Origin of the sequence: Enterobacter cloacae complex sp. IR5459 (assembly GCF_049238005.1) — a bacterium.
Classification (GTDB): Bacteria; Pseudomonadota; Gammaproteobacteria; order Enterobacterales; family Enterobacteriaceae; genus Enterobacter; species Enterobacter hormaechei_C.
In genome coordinates this window covers 1-15454 of record NZ_JBMKIG010000020.1, presented here as the reverse complement: position 1 = coordinate 15454, position 15454 = coordinate 1, and the positions used below count along the sequence as shown (strand labels likewise).

General features: G+C 50.7%; 22 protein-coding genes and 1 rRNA gene. 17 read left to right on the top strand and 6 right to left on the bottom strand.

The window, feature by feature from the left end; genetic code table 11:
* Positions 1-6 precede the first annotated feature (6 nt).
* The 10 genes from secY to ACOTX4_RS24295 all read left to right on the top strand — a co-directional run bounded on the left by secY (position 7) and on the right by ACOTX4_RS24295 (position 5664).
* A complete protein-coding gene (gene secY, locus ACOTX4_RS24340; RefSeq protein WP_003863305.1) occupies positions 7-1338 on the top strand; it encodes a preprotein translocase subunit SecY in 1332 nt (443 codons plus the stop codon).
* A gap of 31 nt (positions 1339-1369) precedes the next feature.
* Positions 1370-1486, top strand: coding sequence for a 50S ribosomal protein L36 (gene rpmJ / locus ACOTX4_RS24335; protein WP_000868187.1), 117 nt, complete (start codon positions 1370-1372; stop codon positions 1484-1486).
* A 146-nt stretch (positions 1487-1632) separates the two neighbouring features.
* The gene (gene rpsM, locus ACOTX4_RS24330; protein WP_003863308.1) at positions 1633-1989 is read left to right on the top strand and encodes a 30S ribosomal protein S13; all 357 of its coding nucleotides are present in this window, start codon (positions 1633-1635) and stop codon (positions 1987-1989) included.
* Positions 1990-2005: 16 nt separating this feature from the next.
* Positions 2006-2395 carry a 30S ribosomal protein S11 gene (rpsK, locus tag ACOTX4_RS24325; protein ID WP_003863312.1) on the top strand — a complete coding sequence of 130 codons (390 nt, stop codon included), beginning with the start codon at positions 2006-2008 and terminating at the stop codon, positions 2393-2395.
* Between the two features lie 32 nt (positions 2396-2427).
* Complete coding sequence (gene rpsD / locus ACOTX4_RS24320; RefSeq protein ID WP_003863314.1) at positions 2428-3048, top strand: 30S ribosomal protein S4; 621 nt, start codon at positions 2428-2430, stop codon at positions 3046-3048.
* A gap of 25 nt (positions 3049-3073) precedes the next feature.
* On the top strand, positions 3074-4063 hold the full coding sequence (locus ACOTX4_RS24315; protein WP_002919219.1) for a DNA-directed RNA polymerase subunit alpha: 990 nt from the start codon (positions 3074-3076) through the stop codon (positions 4061-4063).
* A gap of 40 nt (positions 4064-4103) precedes the next feature.
* The gene (gene rplQ / locus ACOTX4_RS24310) at positions 4104-4487 is read left to right on the top strand and encodes a 50S ribosomal protein L17 (protein ID WP_001216368.1); all 384 of its coding nucleotides are present in this window, start codon (positions 4104-4106) and stop codon (positions 4485-4487) included.
* Between the two features lie 107 nt (positions 4488-4594).
* Positions 4595-4963, top strand: a complete 369-nt coding sequence (locus ACOTX4_RS24305) for a DUF1992 domain-containing protein (protein WP_023314932.1) — start codon at positions 4595-4597, stop codon at positions 4961-4963.
* 2 nt (positions 4964-4965) lie between these two features.
* Positions 4966-5391 (top strand): Zn(2+)-responsive transcriptional regulator, encoded by a 426-nt coding sequence (zntR, locus tag ACOTX4_RS24300; RefSeq protein ID WP_003863328.1) that lies wholly within the window; start codon positions 4966-4968, stop codon positions 5389-5391.
* A 57-nt stretch (positions 5392-5448) separates the two neighbouring features.
* A complete protein-coding gene (locus ACOTX4_RS24295) occupies positions 5449-5664 on the top strand; it encodes an alternative ribosome-rescue factor A (protein ID WP_023314931.1) in 216 nt (71 codons plus the stop codon).
* Here ACOTX4_RS24295 and mscL read toward each other — a convergent pair whose 3' ends face one another.
* From mscL to def, 5 genes are all read right to left on the bottom strand, one after another.
* The gene (mscL, locus tag ACOTX4_RS24290) at positions 5665-6078 is read right to left on the bottom strand and encodes a large-conductance mechanosensitive channel protein MscL (RefSeq protein WP_003863335.1); all 414 of its coding nucleotides are present in this window, start codon (positions 6076-6078) and stop codon (positions 5665-5667) included.
* Between the two features lie 145 nt (positions 6079-6223).
* A complete protein-coding gene (trkA, locus tag ACOTX4_RS24285; protein WP_003863337.1) occupies positions 6224-7600 on the bottom strand; it encodes a Trk system potassium transporter TrkA in 1377 nt (458 codons plus the stop codon).
* Between the two features lie 22 nt (positions 7601-7622).
* Complete coding sequence (gene rsmB / locus ACOTX4_RS24280; protein ID WP_421635461.1) at positions 7623-8909, bottom strand: 16S rRNA (cytosine(967)-C(5))-methyltransferase RsmB; 1287 nt, start codon at positions 8907-8909, stop codon at positions 7623-7625.
* A 52-nt stretch (positions 8910-8961) separates the two neighbouring features.
* Complete coding sequence (fmt, locus tag ACOTX4_RS24275) at positions 8962-9909, bottom strand: methionyl-tRNA formyltransferase (protein WP_045332602.1); 948 nt, start codon at positions 9907-9909, stop codon at positions 8962-8964.
* Between the two features lie 24 nt (positions 9910-9933).
* Positions 9934-10443 carry a peptide deformylase gene (gene def / locus ACOTX4_RS24270; RefSeq protein WP_006812188.1) on the bottom strand — a complete coding sequence of 170 codons (510 nt, stop codon included), beginning with the start codon at positions 10441-10443 and terminating at the stop codon, positions 9934-9936.
* A 127-nt stretch (positions 10444-10570) separates the two neighbouring features.
* Here def and dprA point away from each other — a divergent pair, with 127 nt between their 5' ends.
* From dprA to ACOTX4_RS24240, 6 genes are read left to right on the top strand one after another with little or no spacing between them, the layout of a single operon-like run.
* Complete coding sequence (dprA, locus tag ACOTX4_RS24265; protein WP_003863350.1) at positions 10571-11695, top strand: DNA-protecting protein DprA; 1125 nt, start codon at positions 10571-10573, stop codon at positions 11693-11695.
* Positions 11667-12140 carry a DUF494 family protein Smg gene (gene smg / locus ACOTX4_RS24260; RefSeq protein WP_000460665.1) on the top strand — a complete coding sequence of 158 codons (474 nt, stop codon included), beginning with the start codon at positions 11667-11669 and terminating at the stop codon, positions 12138-12140. The genes dprA and smg overlap by 29 nt, the downstream gene beginning before the upstream one ends.
* A gap of 26 nt (positions 12141-12166) precedes the next feature.
* The gene (locus tag ACOTX4_RS24255) at positions 12167-12721 is read left to right on the top strand and encodes a topoisomerase DNA-binding C4 zinc finger domain-containing protein (protein WP_421635460.1); all 555 of its coding nucleotides are present in this window, start codon (positions 12167-12169) and stop codon (positions 12719-12721) included.
* Positions 12714-13286, top strand: a complete 573-nt coding sequence (gene tsaC, locus ACOTX4_RS24250) for an L-threonylcarbamoyladenylate synthase type 1 TsaC (RefSeq protein ID WP_003863353.1) — start codon at positions 12714-12716, stop codon at positions 13284-13286. Before ACOTX4_RS24255 ends, tsaC begins: the two co-directional genes overlap by 8 nt.
* 4 nt (positions 13287-13290) lie before the next feature.
* A complete protein-coding gene (gene aroE, locus ACOTX4_RS24245; RefSeq protein ID WP_023314927.1) occupies positions 13291-14109 on the top strand; it encodes a shikimate dehydrogenase in 819 nt (272 codons plus the stop codon).
* On the top strand, positions 14106-14354 hold the full coding sequence (locus ACOTX4_RS24240; protein WP_003863356.1) for a DUF1488 domain-containing protein: 249 nt from the start codon (positions 14106-14108) through the stop codon (positions 14352-14354). The genes aroE and ACOTX4_RS24240 overlap by 4 nt, the downstream gene beginning before the upstream one ends.
* Here ACOTX4_RS24240 and ACOTX4_RS24235 read toward each other — a convergent pair.
* Positions 14330-14884 (bottom strand): gamma carbonic anhydrase family protein, encoded by a 555-nt coding sequence (locus ACOTX4_RS24235; protein ID WP_045332604.1) that lies wholly within the window; start codon positions 14882-14884, stop codon positions 14330-14332. The genes ACOTX4_RS24240 and ACOTX4_RS24235 overlap by 25 nt on opposite strands.
* 494 nt (positions 14885-15378) lie before the next feature.
* On the opposite strand from ACOTX4_RS24235, the gene ACOTX4_RS24230 reads away from it, so the two are divergent.
* Positions 15379-15454, top strand: a 16S ribosomal RNA gene (locus tag ACOTX4_RS24230); the annotation flags it as partial.

The following is a 15454-nucleotide window of genomic DNA, read 5'->3' as shown; positions in this document are numbered from 1 at the left end:
TAGCAGATGGCTAAGCAACCGGGATTAGATTTTCAAAGTGCCAAAGGTGGATTTGGCGAGCTGAAACGCAGACTGCTGTTTGTAATCGGCGCGCTGATTGTGTTCCGTATTGGCTCTTTTATTCCGATCCCTGGTATTGATGCCGCTGTACTTGCCAAACTGCTTGAGCAACAGCGAGGCACCATCATTGAAATGTTCAACATGTTCTCTGGTGGTGCTCTCAGCCGTGCTTCTATTTTCGCACTGGGTATTATGCCGTACATTTCGGCATCAATTATTATCCAGCTGCTGACGGTCGTTCATCCGGCCCTGGCAGAGTTGAAGAAAGAAGGGGAGTCTGGACGTCGTAAGATTAGCCAGTACACCCGTTACGGCACTCTGGTGCTGGCAATATTCCAGTCGATCGGTATTGCTACCGGTCTTCCGAATATGCCTGGTATGCAGGGCCTGGTATTAAACCCAGGCTTTGCATTCTATTTCACCGCTGTTGTAAGTCTGGTCACAGGGACCATGTTCCTGATGTGGCTCGGCGAACAGATTACTGAACGAGGTATCGGTAACGGTATCTCAATCATTATCTTCGCCGGTATCGTTGCGGGTCTCCCGCCGGCCATCGCCCATACTATCGAGCAAGCGCGTCAAGGCGACCTGCACTTCCTCCTGTTGCTGTTGGTTGCAGTATTAGTATTTGCAGTGACGTTCTTTGTTGTCTTCGTTGAACGTGGTCAACGCCGCATTGTGGTGAACTACGCTAAACGTCAGCAGGGTCGTCGTGTCTATGCTGCACAGAGCACACATTTACCGCTGAAAGTGAATATGGCGGGGGTTATCCCGGCTATCTTCGCTTCCAGTATTATTCTGTTCCCGGCAACCATCGCGTCATGGTTCGGGGGCGGTACTGGTTGGAACTGGCTGACAACAATTTCGCTGTATTTGCAGCCTGGGCAACCACTTTATGTGTTACTCTATGCGTCTGCGATCATCTTCTTCTGTTTCTTCTACACGGCGTTGGTCTTCAACCCGCGTGAAACAGCAGATAACCTGAAGAAGTCCGGTGCATTTGTACCAGGAATTCGTCCGGGAGAGCAAACGGCGAAGTATATCGATAAAGTAATGACTCGCCTGACTTTGGTTGGTGCGCTTTATATTACTTTTATCTGCCTGATCCCGGAGTTCATGCGTGATGCAATGAAAGTACCGTTCTACTTCGGTGGGACCTCACTGCTTATCGTTGTTGTCGTGATTATGGACTTTATGGCTCAAGTGCAAACTCTGATGATGTCCAGTCAGTATGAGTCTGCATTGAAGAAGGCGAACCTGAAAGGCTACGGCCGCTAACTGGTCGCCTGAGAAGTTACGGAGAGTAAAAATGAAAGTTCGTGCTTCCGTCAAGAAATTATGCCGTAACTGCAAAATCGTTAAGCGTGATGGTGTCATCCGTGTGATTTGCAGTGCCGAGCCGAAGCATAAACAGCGCCAAGGCTGATTATTTCGCATATTTTTCTTGCAAAGTTGGGTTGAGCTGGCTAGATTAGCCAGCCAATCTTTTGTATGTCTGTACGTTTCCATTTGAGTATCCTGAAAACGGGCTTTTCAGCATGGTGCGTACATATTAAATAGTAGGAGTGCATAGTGGCCCGTATAGCAGGCATTAACATTCCTGATCAGAAACATGCTGTGATCGCATTAACTTCGATCTACGGCGTCGGCAAGACCCGTTCTAAAGCCATTCTGGCTGCAGCGGGTATCGCTGAAGATGTTAAGATCAGTGAGCTGTCTGAAGAACAAATCGACACGCTGCGTGACGAAGTTGCCAAATTTGTCGTTGAAGGTGATCTGCGCCGTGAAATCAGCATGAGCATCAAGCGCCTGATGGATCTTGGTTGCTATCGCGGTTTGCGTCATCGTCGTGGTCTGCCAGTACGCGGTCAGCGTACTAAGACCAACGCACGTACCCGTAAGGGTCCGCGCAAACCGATCAAGAAATAATCGGGGTGATTGAATAATGGCAAAGGCACCAGTTCGTGCACGTAAACGTGTAAGAAAACAAGTCTCTGACGGCGTGGCTCATATCCATGCTTCTTTCAACAACACCATCGTTACTATTACTGATCGTCAGGGTAACGCATTGGGTTGGGCAACAGCCGGTGGTTCCGGTTTCCGTGGTTCTCGCAAATCCACTCCGTTCGCAGCTCAGGTTGCAGCAGAGCGTTGCGCTGAAGCCGTAAAAGAATACGGCATCAAGAATCTGGAAGTTATGGTTAAAGGTCCGGGTCCGGGTCGTGAATCTACTGTTCGCGCTCTGAACGCCGCTGGTTTCCGCATCACGAATATTACTGATGTGACTCCGATCCCTCATAACGGTTGTCGTCCGCCGAAAAAACGTCGCGTATAACGCTCGTTTTTTAGGTTAGTTGGAGATAGAAAATGGCAAGATATTTGGGTCCTAAGCTCAAGCTGAGCCGTCGTGAGGGCACCGACTTATTCCTTAAGTCTGGCGTTCGCGCGATCGATACCAAGTGTAAAATTGAACAAGCTCCTGGCCAGCACGGTGCGCGTAAACCGCGTCTGTCTGACTATGGTGTGCAGTTGCGTGAAAAGCAAAAAGTTCGCCGTATCTACGGTGTGCTGGAGCGTCAGTTCCGTAACTACTATAAAGAAGCAGCACGTCTGAAAGGCAACACAGGTGAAAACCTGCTGGCTCTGCTGGAAGGTCGTCTGGACAACGTTGTATACCGTATGGGCTTCGGCGCGACTCGTGCTGAATCACGCCAGCTGGTTAGCCATAAAGCAATCATGGTAAACGGTCGTGTTGTTAACATCGCTTCTTATCAGGTTAAAGCGAATGACGTTGTTAGCATTCGTGAGAAAGCGAAAAAGCAATCTCGCGTGAAAGCCGCTCTGGAGCTGGCTGAGCAGCGTGAAAAGCCAACCTGGCTGGAAGTTGATGCTGGCAAGATGGAAGGTACGTTCAAGCGTCAGCCGGAACGTTCTGATCTGTCTGCGGACATTAACGAACACCTGATCGTCGAGCTTTACTCCAAGTAAAGCTTAGTACCAAAGAGAGGACACAATGCAGGGTTCTGTGACAGAGTTTCTAAAACCGCGCCTGGTAGATATCGAGCAAGTGAGTTCGACGCACGCCAAGGTGACCCTTGAGCCTTTAGAGCGTGGCTTTGGCCATACTCTGGGTAACGCACTGCGCCGTATTCTGCTCTCATCGATGCCGGGTTGCGCGGTGACCGAGGTTGAGATTGATGGTGTACTTCATGAGTACAGCACCAAAGAAGGCGTTCAGGAAGATATCCTTGAAATCCTGCTCAACCTGAAAGGGCTGGCGGTGAGAGTTCAGGGTAAAGATGAAGTTATTCTTACTCTGAATAAATCTGGCATTGGCCCTGTGACTGCAGCCGACATCACCCACGACGGTGATGTTGAAATCGTCAAGCCGCAGCACGTGATCTGCCACCTGACCGATGAGAACGCAGCTATTAGCATGCGTATCAAAGTTCAGCGCGGTCGTGGTTATGTGCCGGCTTCTGCCCGAATTCATTCGGAAGAAGATGAGCGCCCAATCGGCCGTCTGCTGGTCGACGCATGCTACAGCCCTGTAGAGCGTATTGCCTACAATGTTGAAGCAGCGCGTGTAGAACAGCGTACCGACCTGGACAAGCTGGTCATCGAAATGGAAACCAATGGCACAATCGATCCTGAAGAGGCGATTCGTCGTGCGGCAACCATCCTGGCAGAACAACTGGAAGCTTTCGTTGACTTACGTGATGTACGTCAGCCGGAAGTGAAAGAAGAGAAACCAGAATTCGATCCGATCCTGCTGCGCCCTGTTGACGATCTGGAATTGACTGTCCGCTCTGCTAACTGCCTCAAGGCAGAAGCTATCCACTATATCGGTGATCTGGTACAGCGTACCGAGGTTGAGTTGCTGAAAACGCCGAACCTGGGTAAAAAATCTCTTACCGAGATTAAAGACGTGCTGGCTTCACGTGGTCTGTCTCTGGGCATGCGCCTGGAAAACTGGCCACCGGCAAGCATTGCTGACGAGTAACCGGATCACAGGTTAAGGTTTTACTGAGAAGGATAAGGTCATGCGCCATCGTAAGAGTGGTCGTCAACTGAACCGCAACAGCAGCCATCGCCAGGCTATGTTCCGCAACATGGCAGGTTCACTGGTTCGTCATGAAATCATCAAGACGACCCTGCCTAAAGCGAAAGAGCTGCGTCGCGTAGTTGAGCCGCTGATTACTCTTGCCAAGACTGACAGCGTTGCTAATCGTCGTCTGGCATTCGCCCGTACTCGTGATAACGAGATCGTGGCAAAACTGTTTAACGAACTGGGCCCGCGTTTCGCGAGCCGTGCCGGTGGTTACACTCGCATTCTGAAGTGTGGCTTCCGTGCAGGCGACAACGCGCCGATGGCTTACATCGAGCTGGTTGATCGTTCAGAGAAAGCAGAAGCTGCTGCAGAGTAATCTGTAGTAACGTAAAAAAACCCGCCTCGGCGGGTTTTTTTATATCCGCAGAATCTCCACTTATCTACAATGTCTGTATCTTTTCTGCTCACCCCCTGGAGTTCATTATGTGGTTGCTCGATCAGTGGGCTGAACGCCATATTTGCGATGCCCAAAACAAAGGCGAGTTCGAAAATCTTCCCGGCAGCGGTGAGCCGCTGATTCTGGACGATGATTCACATATTCCCCCTGAATTACGGGCCGGTTATCGCTTACTGAAAAACGCAGGTTGTTTACCGCCTGAGCTTCAGCAACGTAATGAAGCCGTCGAGCTTGCCGATCTGCTTAAAGGCATTCATAAGAATGACCCGCGGTACTCTGAAATCAGTCGTCGGTTGGCGCTCATCGAGCTAAAACTGCGCCAGACGGGAATGAATACTGACTTTTTGCATGGTGAGTACAGTGAAAGGTTAATACAAAAAATAAACAAGGAGTAGCCATGTACCGCATAGGTGAACTTGCGAAGCTTGCTAACGTAACGCCGGATACTATCCGCTACTACGAAAAGCAGCAGATGATCGATCATGAGGTCAGAACGGAAGGTGGATTTCGCCTTTATACGGATAACGACCTGCAACGCCTTCGTTTTATCCGCTATGCACGGCAACTCGGCTTCACGCTGGAGTCGATCCGTGAACTGCTGTCGATCCGTATCGATCCTGAACATCATACGTGTCAGGAATCTAAAAGCATCGTTCAGGCCCGGCTGGATGAAGTTGAAGGACGCATTCAGGAACTGCAAGCCATGCAGCGATCTCTGCAAAGGTTAAATGACGCGTGCTGCGGTACCGCTCACAGCAGTGTTTATTGCTCAATACTGGAAGCACTTGAACAGGGTGCCAGTAGTGAAACTCAGGGTTGTTGATTTTTTATTAGCCAGGGAATAGACTCCCGCCGACATTAACTATGCTCAGGAGAAATGATGAGCCGCTATCAGCATACTAAGGGACACATTAAGGATAACGCCATTGAGGCATTGCTTCACGACCCACTTTTCAGACAGCGAGTTGAGAAGAACAAGAAAGGAAAAGGGAGTTATTTACGTAAAGGTAAACATGCACAACGGGGTAACTGGGAGGCCAGTGGCAAGCAAGCTAATCGCTTTTTTACCACTGGCCTTTCTCTTTCTGTCGCCTGATTAAACGCGGTTATTCTGCTCTTTTAACAGATCGCGAATTTCAGTCAGTAAGACTTCTTCTTTAGTTGGTGCTGGCGGGGCAGCAGCCGGTTCTTCTTTTTTACGGTTAAGTCTGTTGATAAGTTTGATCGCCATGAAAATGGCAAATGCCACGATCACGAAATCAAATACGTTCTGAATGAATACGCCGTAGTGCATTACAACCGCAGGGATATCGCCCTGAGCTTCCCGAAGGGTGAAGGCGAATTGTTTGAAATCAATGCCTCCAATCAACAGTCCTAACGGCGGCATAATAATGTCGGCGACTAATGATGAAACGATCTTACCGAACGCCGCACCAATAATGACACCCACAGCCAAATCCACCACATTCCCGCGCATCGCAAATTCGCGAAACTCTTTAATAAAACTCATTATGTTCTCCTTGTGCCAGCTGACGCCTATAAGTTTAACAAATGATTAGCTAATTGCCATTGGGGATAAATAATCGTTATGAAAATAAAAGGCATGAAAATTAGAAGGTTAATATGTGGGTGCTCTCGTCTGAGCACCCAAATCATTACAGGAAGAATGGACTTGGCTGGAATAAACGCTCGACGTCGGTAATAAATTTTTTATCGGTCAGGAACATAATAACGTGGTCACCCTGCTCGATACGTAAATTATCATTGGCGATCATGACATCGTTACCTCGCACTACGGCGCCGATAATGGTGCCTGGTGGAAGTTTAATTTCGTCGATCGCGCGACCAACAACGCGCGACGTCGTTTCATCCCCGTGAGCGACGGCTTCAATGGCTTCAGCAACACCACGACGCAGAGACGACACGCCGACAATATCCGCTTTACGCACATGGCTTAGCAGGGCAGAGATGGTGGCTTGCTGGGGTGAAATAGCAATATCAATTACGCTACCCTGTACCAGGTCGACATAAGCCTTACGCTGGATAAGCACCATTACTTTTTTCGCCCCCATACGTTTAGCGAGCATGGCGGACATAATATTCGCTTCGTCGTCGTTGGTGACGGCAATAAAAAGATCAACCTGATCGATATGCTCTTCGGCCAGTAATTCCTGATCCGAAGCATCGCCATAAAACACGATAGTATTCTGAAGTTTTTCAGCCAGCTCCGACGCGCGCTGTTGATCTCGTTCGATCAGCTTCACGCTGTAGTCTTTTTCCAGCCGTCTCGCCAGACCTGCGCCAATATTACCGCCGCCAACCAGCATAATACGTTTATACGGTTTTTCGAGACGCTGAAGTTCACTCATCACCGCACGGATATGCTGAGAAGCCGCAATAAAGAAGACTTCATCCCCGGCTTCGACAATGGTGGAACCTTGCGGACGAATAGGTCTGTCGTGACGGAAAATCGCCGCAACACGCGTATCGATATGTGGCATATGCTCGCGCATTGTCGACAGGGCATTACCAATCAGCGGGCCGCCGTAATAAGCCTTCACGACCGCCAGGCTTACTTTCCCTTCAGCAAAGTTCACAACCTGCAACGCGCCCGGGTACTCAATCAGACGATAAATACTGTCGATAACCAACTGCTCAGGGGCAATAAGATGGTCGATAGGTACTGCTTCGGAATTAAACAGCTTTTCCGCATCCCGGACATAGTCCGGGGAGCGAATGCGGGCGATGCGGTTCGGTGTGTTGAACAGCGAGTAGGCCACCTGGCATGCAACCATGTTGGTTTCATCAGAACTGGTTACTGCAACCAGCATGTCGGCATCGTCCGCGCCCGCCTCACGAAGCACTCGAGGATGAGAGCCGTGCCCCTGCACAACACGAAGATCAAACTTGTCCTGCAAAACGCGCAGGCGATCGCCATTGGTATCCACAATGGTGATATCGTTGTTTTCGCCCACGAGATTTTCCGCCAGCGTTCCGCCAACTTGCCCTGCGCCCAGAATGATAATTTTCATCTTTCGTGACCTGTTCTCAACATCACTCTTTGATTAGCTTAGCGTAAAAGAAGCCATCACCCTCTTCTGCGCCCGGCAGGTTTTGCAGACCCGGGTGCTCAGGTATTCCCGTATCATGCAGCGTCGCGTCCGGGGTGCGCTTCAGGAAAGCCGCAATTTGCTGACTGTTTTCTTCCGGAAGAACAGAGCAGGTTGCATACACCAGGGTTCCGCCGGGTTTGAGATGCGGCCAGATGGCATCCAGAATTTCGGATTGCAACTGGGCAAGCTCCTTGATATCACGATCGCGACGCAGCCATTTGATATCGGGATGACGACGAATTACGCCGGTTGCAGAGCAGGGGGCGTCCAGCAAAATACGATCGAACCGGGTAACACCACACCAGTCTGCGGGTTTACGTCCATCGCCTTGCTTAACCTGTGCTTTCATACCCAGACGCTTGAGGTTGTCATAGACGCGTGAAAGACGCTGCTCATCAACATCCACGGCCATCACGCTGGCCTGCGGCGCCACTTCCAGAATGTGCGTTGTTTTTCCCCCTGGCGCTGCACAGAGATCAAGGATCTGCTCCCCGTCTTTCGGTTCAAGCCAGGCCATGCACCCCTGAGCGGATGCGTCCTGTACCGTTACCCAGCCCTCTTCAAAACCGGGTAATGCATGTACCGGTGCAGGGGAGGCTAAACGAACCGCATCAGGATAAGCCGCGTGTGTGAAGCCGCTCATTCCGGTCTCTTCCAGCAGGGCCAGCCATGCGTCGCGGGTATGATGGTTACGATTGACGCGTAACCACATCGGCGGACGTTGGTTATTGGCATCCACAATGTCTTGCCATTGCTGTGGGTAGGCTTTTTTAAGGCGATTCAGCAGCCATTCTGGATGCAGGAAGCGCGCTTCGCTTTGCGCAAATTCTGCCAGCAGTTCGTCCTGCTGACGCTGGAACTGACGCAGCACGCCGTTAATCAATCCTTTCAGCTGGGGACGTTTAATCGCAACGGCACCTTCCACTGTCTCAGCCAGCGCAGCATGAGGTGGAATGCGGGTATGAAGAAGCTGGTAGAAACCGACCATGATCAAATAATGCACGGTACGTTGCTTGCCGCTCATCGGGCGTGACATCAGCTTATTAATTAACCATTCAAGCTGAGAGAGGGTACGCAGCACGCCAAAGCACAGCTCCTGAAGCAGCGCTTTATCTTTATCGGAAACCTTTTGTTGCAGTGGAGGCAGGACATTACTCAGTGACTGGCCCTGCTCAATAACCTGCTCAACGGCCTGAGCCGCCATAGTGCGTAGATTTTGTCTTTTCATAACCGTAAAAATAAAAATGCCCGGAAACACCGGGCCTTAAGAGTAAATTTGTTCAGGCAAGACGATTGCCAGGGATGAACCATTCACGACGGGAATTTAATAGATCCTGCGCGCTCATTGCCTTTTTACCGGCCGGTTGCAGCGATTCAAGATTCAGGATCCCTTCTCCGGTCGCAACCTGGATACCGTTTTTGCTGGCGTCGATAATCGTACCGGGCTCTGCTGATGTATTGCCGTTAATAACTGAAGCTTTCCAGACTTTCACTGGCTGCTCATCAATCATCAACCAGCTCATCGGCCACGGATTAAAGGCGCGGATGCAGCGTTCGAGTTGAGCTGCTGACAGAGACCAGTCGATCCGGGCTTCTTCTTTACTCAGTTTTTCAGCATAGGTCACCTGTGCCTCATCCTGCACTTCAGGTGTCGCTGTATTGTCAGCAAGCTGTTGCAACGTTTCAATCAGCCCCTGCGGACCGAGATCGGCCAGCTTGTCATACAGCGTGGCGCTGGTATCTTCTGCGGTAATGGGACACGCCAGTTTATACAGCATGTCACCCGTGTCTAAACCTACGTCCATCTTCATGATTGTCACGCCAGTTTCAGCATCGCCTGCCCACAGAGCGCGCTGAATAGGGGCTGCACCGCGCCAGCGTGGGAGCAAAGAACCATGAACGTTAACACAGCCCAGGCGGGGCATATCGAGTACCGCTTTTGGCAGAATGAGGCCGTAAGCCACAACTACCATCACGTCAGCGTTCAGGTCTGCCACTAACTGCTGGTTTTCCTCAGGTCGTAATGACGCTGGCTGGAATACCGGTAAACCATGCGTTTCTGCCAGTACTTTAACCGGGCCAGGCATCAGTTTTTTACCGCGGCCAGCCGGTCGATCCGGCTGAGTAAATACGCCAACAATCTGATGACCAGACGATAGCAGCGCGTCGAGATGACGCGCTGCAAAATCAGGGGTACCCGCGAAGATTATACGTAGTGATGTAGACACGTTATTCCTTGTATCCGGGGGGCGTTAAGCGCGAGAACGCAAACGATCCAGTTTCTCAACTTTCTGACGAATACGCTGTTGCTTCAGAGGTGAGAGGTAATCGATAAACAGTTTACCGACCAGGTGATCCATCTCATGCTGAATGCAAATCGCCAGCAGATCGTCGGCTTCCAGCTCAAACGGATTGCCGTCACGATCCAGTGCGCGAATTTTAACTTTTTCGGCACGTGGCACCAAAGCGCGCTGTTCAGGGATAGACAGACAGCCTTCCTCAATGCCTGTTTCGCCGCTTTTTTCAAGCAGTTCAGGGTTGATCAGCACCAGACGCTCATCGCGATTTTCAGAAACGTCGATCACGATAATACGCTTGTGAATGTCTACCTGGGTCGCCGCCAGGCCAATGCCTTCTTCAGCGTACATGGTATCGAACATATCATCGACGATACGCTGAATTTCTGCATTCACTTCTTTAACCGGTTCCGCGACGATGCGAAGACGCTCGTCAGGAATATGTAACACTTGCAAAACTGCCATAAATTTCCAGAGTCGTGTTCAGGAGTTGATAAGAATATTACTTCTATTCTAGACAAATCCCCGGTCGATTGACAGCATCAGTGACCAATCGCAAAGATTGCTGAGGCTGCTTATGGCAGGGAAAAGGATGACGTCCACAGAGATATGGTTACGGCTTATAAACATCGGGTCGTTATACGGTGACGCGATGCTGGAGATTGCGCAGAGGCTGCTTCGCCAGGCAACCGTTGATGCTGAAGCTGTCAACGCGGCAGGGCTTTCGCCCAAACATGCCGTAAAGTTTTTTTCGTTCAGCGAGAGTGAGCTTGAACGTAGTCTGGAATGGCTTGAACACACCGACAACCACCTTCTCACGGCGGATGATCCTCGTTTTCCGCCATTGTTGCGTTCTATACCTGATTTTCCCGGGGCGCTCTTTGTGCGAGGCCGCGTCGACGTGCTTAATAGCATGCAGCTTGCGGTTGTGGGCAGCCGTGCGCCCTCGTGGTACGGCGAGCGTTGGGGGAAAATGCTCAGTGAACAGCTGTCCCAATGTGGCTTTACGATCACCAGTGGCCTGGCTTGCGGCATCGACGGTGTGGCACATCATGCGGCGTTGTCAGCAAAAGGGCGAAGTGTCGCCGTGCTTGGCAATGGTCTTTTTAGTCTCTATCCGCGTCGTCATCACATTCTGGCTGAGCAACTTATCGCTTCTGAGGGGGCGATAGTATCTGAGTTTTCACTTTCGACATCGCCCAGACCGGGTAACTTTCCACGGCGTAACCGGATCATCAGCGGGTTAAGCCAGGGCGTGCTGGTGGTCGAAGCTGCGATTCGAAGTGGATCGCTGGTTACTGCAAGGTGCGCACTGGAGCAGGGGCGTGAAGTTTTTGCGCTGCCCGGCCCGTTGGGGAACCCTGGCTGCGAAGGCCCTCACTGGCTGATAAAACAGGGGGCGACGCTGGTGACCTGTAAAGAGGATATCCTGGAAAATTTGCAGTATGGATTGCATTGGTTGCAGGATGATCTCCAAAAGCGACATATTTCATCGGATCAGGAGGCCGTAGCATTGCCATTTCCCAAGCTCCTGGCTAACGTAGGAGATGAGGTAACACCTGTTGACGTTGTCGCTGAACGTGCCGGCCAACCTGTGCCAGTAACGGTAGCACAGCTACTCGAACTGGAGTTAGCAGGGTGGATCGCAGCTGTACCCGGCGGCTATGTCCGATTAAGGAGGGCATGCCATGTTCGACGTACTGATGTATTTGTTTGAGACTTACATCCACAACGAAGCAGAAATGCAGGTGGATCAGGACAAATTAACACGGGATCTGACCGACGCAGGTTTTGAGCGGGAAGATATTTATAATGCGTTGATGTGGCTGGATAAGTTGGCTGATTATCAGGACGGCCTCGCCGAACCGATGCAGCTTGCTTCTGACCCATTGTCTGTGCGCATCTATACAGCTGAAGAGTGTGAAAGGCTGGATGCCAGCTGCCGGGGATTCATTTTATTCCTCGAGCAGATTCAGGTGCTAAACCTCGAAACGAGAGAGATGGTGATAGAGCGCGTCATGGCGCTGGATACTGCTGAATTTGAACTGGAAGATCTGAAATGGGTGATCCTGATGGTGCTGTTCAACATTCCAGGCTGTGAAAATGCCTATCAGCAAATGGAAGAATTACTCTTTGAAGTGAATGAAGGTATGCTGCATTAATTCTATGTGCAGCAACAAGAGTTGTTATGGCCAAATCAGCACTCTTCACGGTGCATAAAAACGAGCCCTGCCCACAGTGTGGGGCTGAACTTGTTATTCGGTCCGGGAAACACGGTCCGTTTCTCGGTTGTTCACACTATCCGGAATGTGATTATGTCCGTCCCCTGAAGAGCCAGGAGGACGGACATATCGTCAAAATTCTGGAGGGACAGCTTTGTCCGCTCTGCGGCGGCGAACTGGCGCTGCGGCAGGGGCGGTTCGGGATGTTTATCGGATGCAGCCGCTACCCGGAATGTGATCATACGGAACAAATTGATAAACCAGATGAAACGGCAATTGCCTGCCCTCAGTGCCAGCGTGGTCAATTGGTGCAGCGCCGCTCTCGTTATGGCAAGACCTTCCATTCGTGCGATCGCTATCCTGAATGCCAGTTCGTTATCAATTTCAAACCAGTAGCGGGCGTCTGCCCTCATTGCGATTATCCGTTACTTATAGAAAAGAAAACCGCGCAAGGCTTGAAACGCTTTTGCGCCAGTAAACAATGTGGAAAGCCGGTTTCGGCGGATCAAATCAGTGAATAATAACCTGCCATCAGGCTCCATCGCGCAGGCGGTGGAAATCCTGAAAAAAGAAGAAGTCATCGCCTATCCAACAGAAGCCGTTTTCGGGGTCGGGTGCGATCCTGACAGCGAAGTCGCCGTTAACCGTCTGCTGGCGCTAAAACAACGGCCAGTCGAAAAAGGATTGATTTTGATCGCTGCGAACTACGCGCAGCTTAAGCCTTATATTGATGATTCCATGCTGACGCCTGCACAGCGGGAAACCATTTTCTCTGCGTGGCCTGGTCCCGTGACGTTTGTTTTTCCTGCACAACCGACAACGCCGCGCTGGTTAACCGGGCGTTTCGATTCACTTGCGGTACGCGTTACCGACCATCCGCTGGTGGTGGAGTTATGCCAGGCATTTGGTAAACCTCTGGTTTCAACCAGCGCCAACCTGACCGGGCTTCCCCCCTGTCGGACAACCGAAGAAGTTCTGGCGCAGTTCGGGAGTGATTTCCCGGTAGCCGTCGGTGAAACCGGTGGCCGTCTTAACCCGTCAGAAATTCGCGATGCCTTGACCGGCGAACGTTTTCGCCAGGGATAATGTGATGGAAACCTATGCTGTTTTTGGTAACCCGATCGCGCACAGCAAGTCGCCTCTGATCCATCAGCTGTTTGCAGAGCAATTGCAGATAGATCACCCATATGGTCGGGTTCTTGCGCCTGTTGATGCATTTTTACCGACGCTAAATAGCTTTTTTGTTGCGGGCGGTAAAGGTGCGAACGTTACGGTGCCTTTTAAAGAAGAGGCTTTCGGGCGTGCGGATGAGCTGACCGAGCGTGCGTCGCTCGCTGGTGCCGTCAATACTCTTAAGCGGCTCGAAGATGGTCGCCTTCTGGGCGATAACACCGATGGCATAGGTTTACTCAGCGATCTGGAGCGACTGTCGTTTATTAAACCAGGCTTTCGGATCCTGCTGATCGGTGCGGGTGGCGCGTCGCGCGGCGTATTGCTTCCTCTTCTTTCGCTGGATTGTGCGGTGACAATCACCAACCGTACTTTCTCCAGAGCAGAAGAGCTGGCGGCGTTGTTCGCACACACAGGCAGCGTAGCTGCGGTAGCACTTGAGGATCTCGCGGGTCACGAATTTGATCTTGTGATTAATGCCACCTCAAGCGGTATTAATGGAGAGATCCCGGCGATTCCTGCATCCCTGGTTCATTCCCACATCTACGCCTATGACATGTTTTATCAAAAAGGGAAAACGCCATTTCTGACCTGGTGCGAACAACAGGGGGCAAAACATGTGGCTGATGGTCTGGGCATGCTGGTGGGGCAGGCGGCTCATGCGGTGCTACTCTGGCATGGCGTGTTACCTGCTGTAGAACCGGTGATCGAAAAGCTGAAACAGGAACTGATGGCATGAATCAGGCGATTCATTTTCCCGACAGAGAAATCTGGGATGAAAACAAGCAAGCGGTGTGTTTCCCGGTGCTGGTGCATGGAATGCAGCTCACCTGTGCGATTAAAGGGGAGACGTTGCTTCAGCGCTTTGGTGGTTCAGATCCGTTAGCGGTCTTTTGTGAAAATCGCTGGGATCTGGAAGAGGAAGCCAGCGATTTGATCCGCGTACAGCAGGAAGACGATCAGGGCTGGGTCTGGTTATCCTGATCCAGATAGTCATTCTTCCATTTAACGTAATTGTTCGCTGAGTATTTCAATCCTTCGATCTCCGCCTCCTTTAGGGGGCGGATCTGTTTAACCGGACTGCCTAAATAGAGATAGCCACTTTCCAGGCGTTTGTTTTGCGGAACTAGGCTTCCTGCGCCAATCATTACGTCATCTTCTACTATGACGCCATCCAGCAAAATCGATCCCATCCCAACGAGAACCCTGTTACCGATTGTGCAGCCGTGGAGCATTACTTTATGACCGACGGTAACATCTTCCCCTATGATGAGCGGATTGCCCTCAGGGTTATAAGATGACTTATGAGTCACATGCAGCACGCTGCCGTCCTGAATATTGGTGCGTGCACCGATTGCAACATAGTTAACATCGCCCCGGATCGCGACGAGTGGCCAGATGCTGACATCATCGGCCATGCGAACATCACCAATGACCACGCTGCTGGCATCGATCATCACGCGATCGCCTTTATGGGGGAACAGATCTTTATAAGGACGTAATACTGCAAACATATCTACCTCGATACAGATGAGCGCTATTAAAGAAGACTTTGATCGTATTCCTGGATCGAGGCAAGGCAAAATGCGTCAATTTTTAAGCGGATCGGGTGGGTTTTCAGCGAAAAGCACGGAAAATCATCAGTTGGAAAAAAAGATCTAAAAAATACTTGTGCTAAAAACTGGGATCCCTATAATGCGCCTCCATCGACACGGCAGATGTGAATCACTTCACAAACAACCCGGTCGGTTGAAGAGAAAAAATCCTGAAAATCAGGGTTGACTCTGAAAGAGGAAAGCGTAATATACGCCACCTCGCGACAGAGCGCTGAAGCGCGTCGCAACTGCTCTTTAACAATTTATCAGACAATCTGTGTGGGCACTCAAAGTGACATGGATTCTTAACGTCCTCGGACGAAAAATGAATACCAAGTCTCAACGAGTGAACACGTAATTCATTACGAAGTTCTTTTCTTTAGAAATAAAGAAACATTGAGCATCAAACTTTTAAATTGAAGAGTTTGATCATGGCTCAGATTGAACGCTGGCGGCAGGCCTAACACATGCAAGTCGAACGGTAACAGG

Coding starts and splice junctions, on each gene's coding strand:
- rsmB (WP_421635461.1), bottom strand. CDS start 8,909: ATGAAAAGACAAAATCTACGCACTATGGCGGCTCAGGCCGTTGAGCAG.
- rpsD (WP_003863314.1), top strand. CDS start 2,428: ATGGCAAGATATTTGGGTCCTAAGCTCAAGCTGAGCCGTCGTGAGGGC.
- trkA (WP_003863337.1), bottom strand. CDS start 7,600: ATGAAAATTATCATTCTGGGCGCAGGGCAAGTTGGCGGAACGCTGGCG.
- def (WP_006812188.1), bottom strand. CDS start 10,443: ATGGCAGTTTTGCAAGTGTTACATATTCCTGACGAGCGTCTTCGCATC.
- ACOTX4_RS24255 (WP_421635460.1), top strand. CDS start 12,167: ATGGCCAAATCAGCACTCTTCACGGTGCATAAAAACGAGCCCTGCCCA.
- smg (WP_000460665.1), top strand. CDS start 11,667: ATGTTCGACGTACTGATGTATTTGTTTGAGACTTACATCCACAACGAA.
- aroE (WP_023314927.1), top strand. CDS start 13,291: ATGGAAACCTATGCTGTTTTTGGTAACCCGATCGCGCACAGCAAGTCG.
- dprA (WP_003863350.1), top strand. CDS start 10,571: ATGACGTCCACAGAGATATGGTTACGGCTTATAAACATCGGGTCGTTA.
- secY (WP_003863305.1), top strand. CDS start 7: ATGGCTAAGCAACCGGGATTAGATTTTCAAAGTGCCAAAGGTGGATTT.
- ACOTX4_RS24315 (WP_002919219.1), top strand. CDS start 3,074: ATGCAGGGTTCTGTGACAGAGTTTCTAAAACCGCGCCTGGTAGATATC.
- zntR (WP_003863328.1), top strand. CDS start 4,966: ATGTACCGCATAGGTGAACTTGCGAAGCTTGCTAACGTAACGCCGGAT.
- ACOTX4_RS24295 (WP_023314931.1), top strand. CDS start 5,449: ATGAGCCGCTATCAGCATACTAAGGGACACATTAAGGATAACGCCATT.
- rpsK (WP_003863312.1), top strand. CDS start 2,006: ATGGCAAAGGCACCAGTTCGTGCACGTAAACGTGTAAGAAAACAAGTC.
- rpmJ (WP_000868187.1), top strand. CDS start 1,370: ATGAAAGTTCGTGCTTCCGTCAAGAAATTATGCCGTAACTGCAAAATC.
- ACOTX4_RS24240 (WP_003863356.1), top strand. CDS start 14,106: ATGAATCAGGCGATTCATTTTCCCGACAGAGAAATCTGGGATGAAAAC.
- mscL (WP_003863335.1), bottom strand. CDS start 6,078: ATGAGTTTTATTAAAGAGTTTCGCGAATTTGCGATGCGCGGGAATGTG.
- rplQ (WP_001216368.1), top strand. CDS start 4,104: ATGCGCCATCGTAAGAGTGGTCGTCAACTGAACCGCAACAGCAGCCAT.
- ACOTX4_RS24235 (WP_045332604.1), bottom strand. CDS start 14,884: ATGTTTGCAGTATTACGTCCTTATAAAGATCTGTTCCCCCATAAAGGC.
- ACOTX4_RS24305 (WP_023314932.1), top strand. CDS start 4,595: ATGTGGTTGCTCGATCAGTGGGCTGAACGCCATATTTGCGATGCCCAA.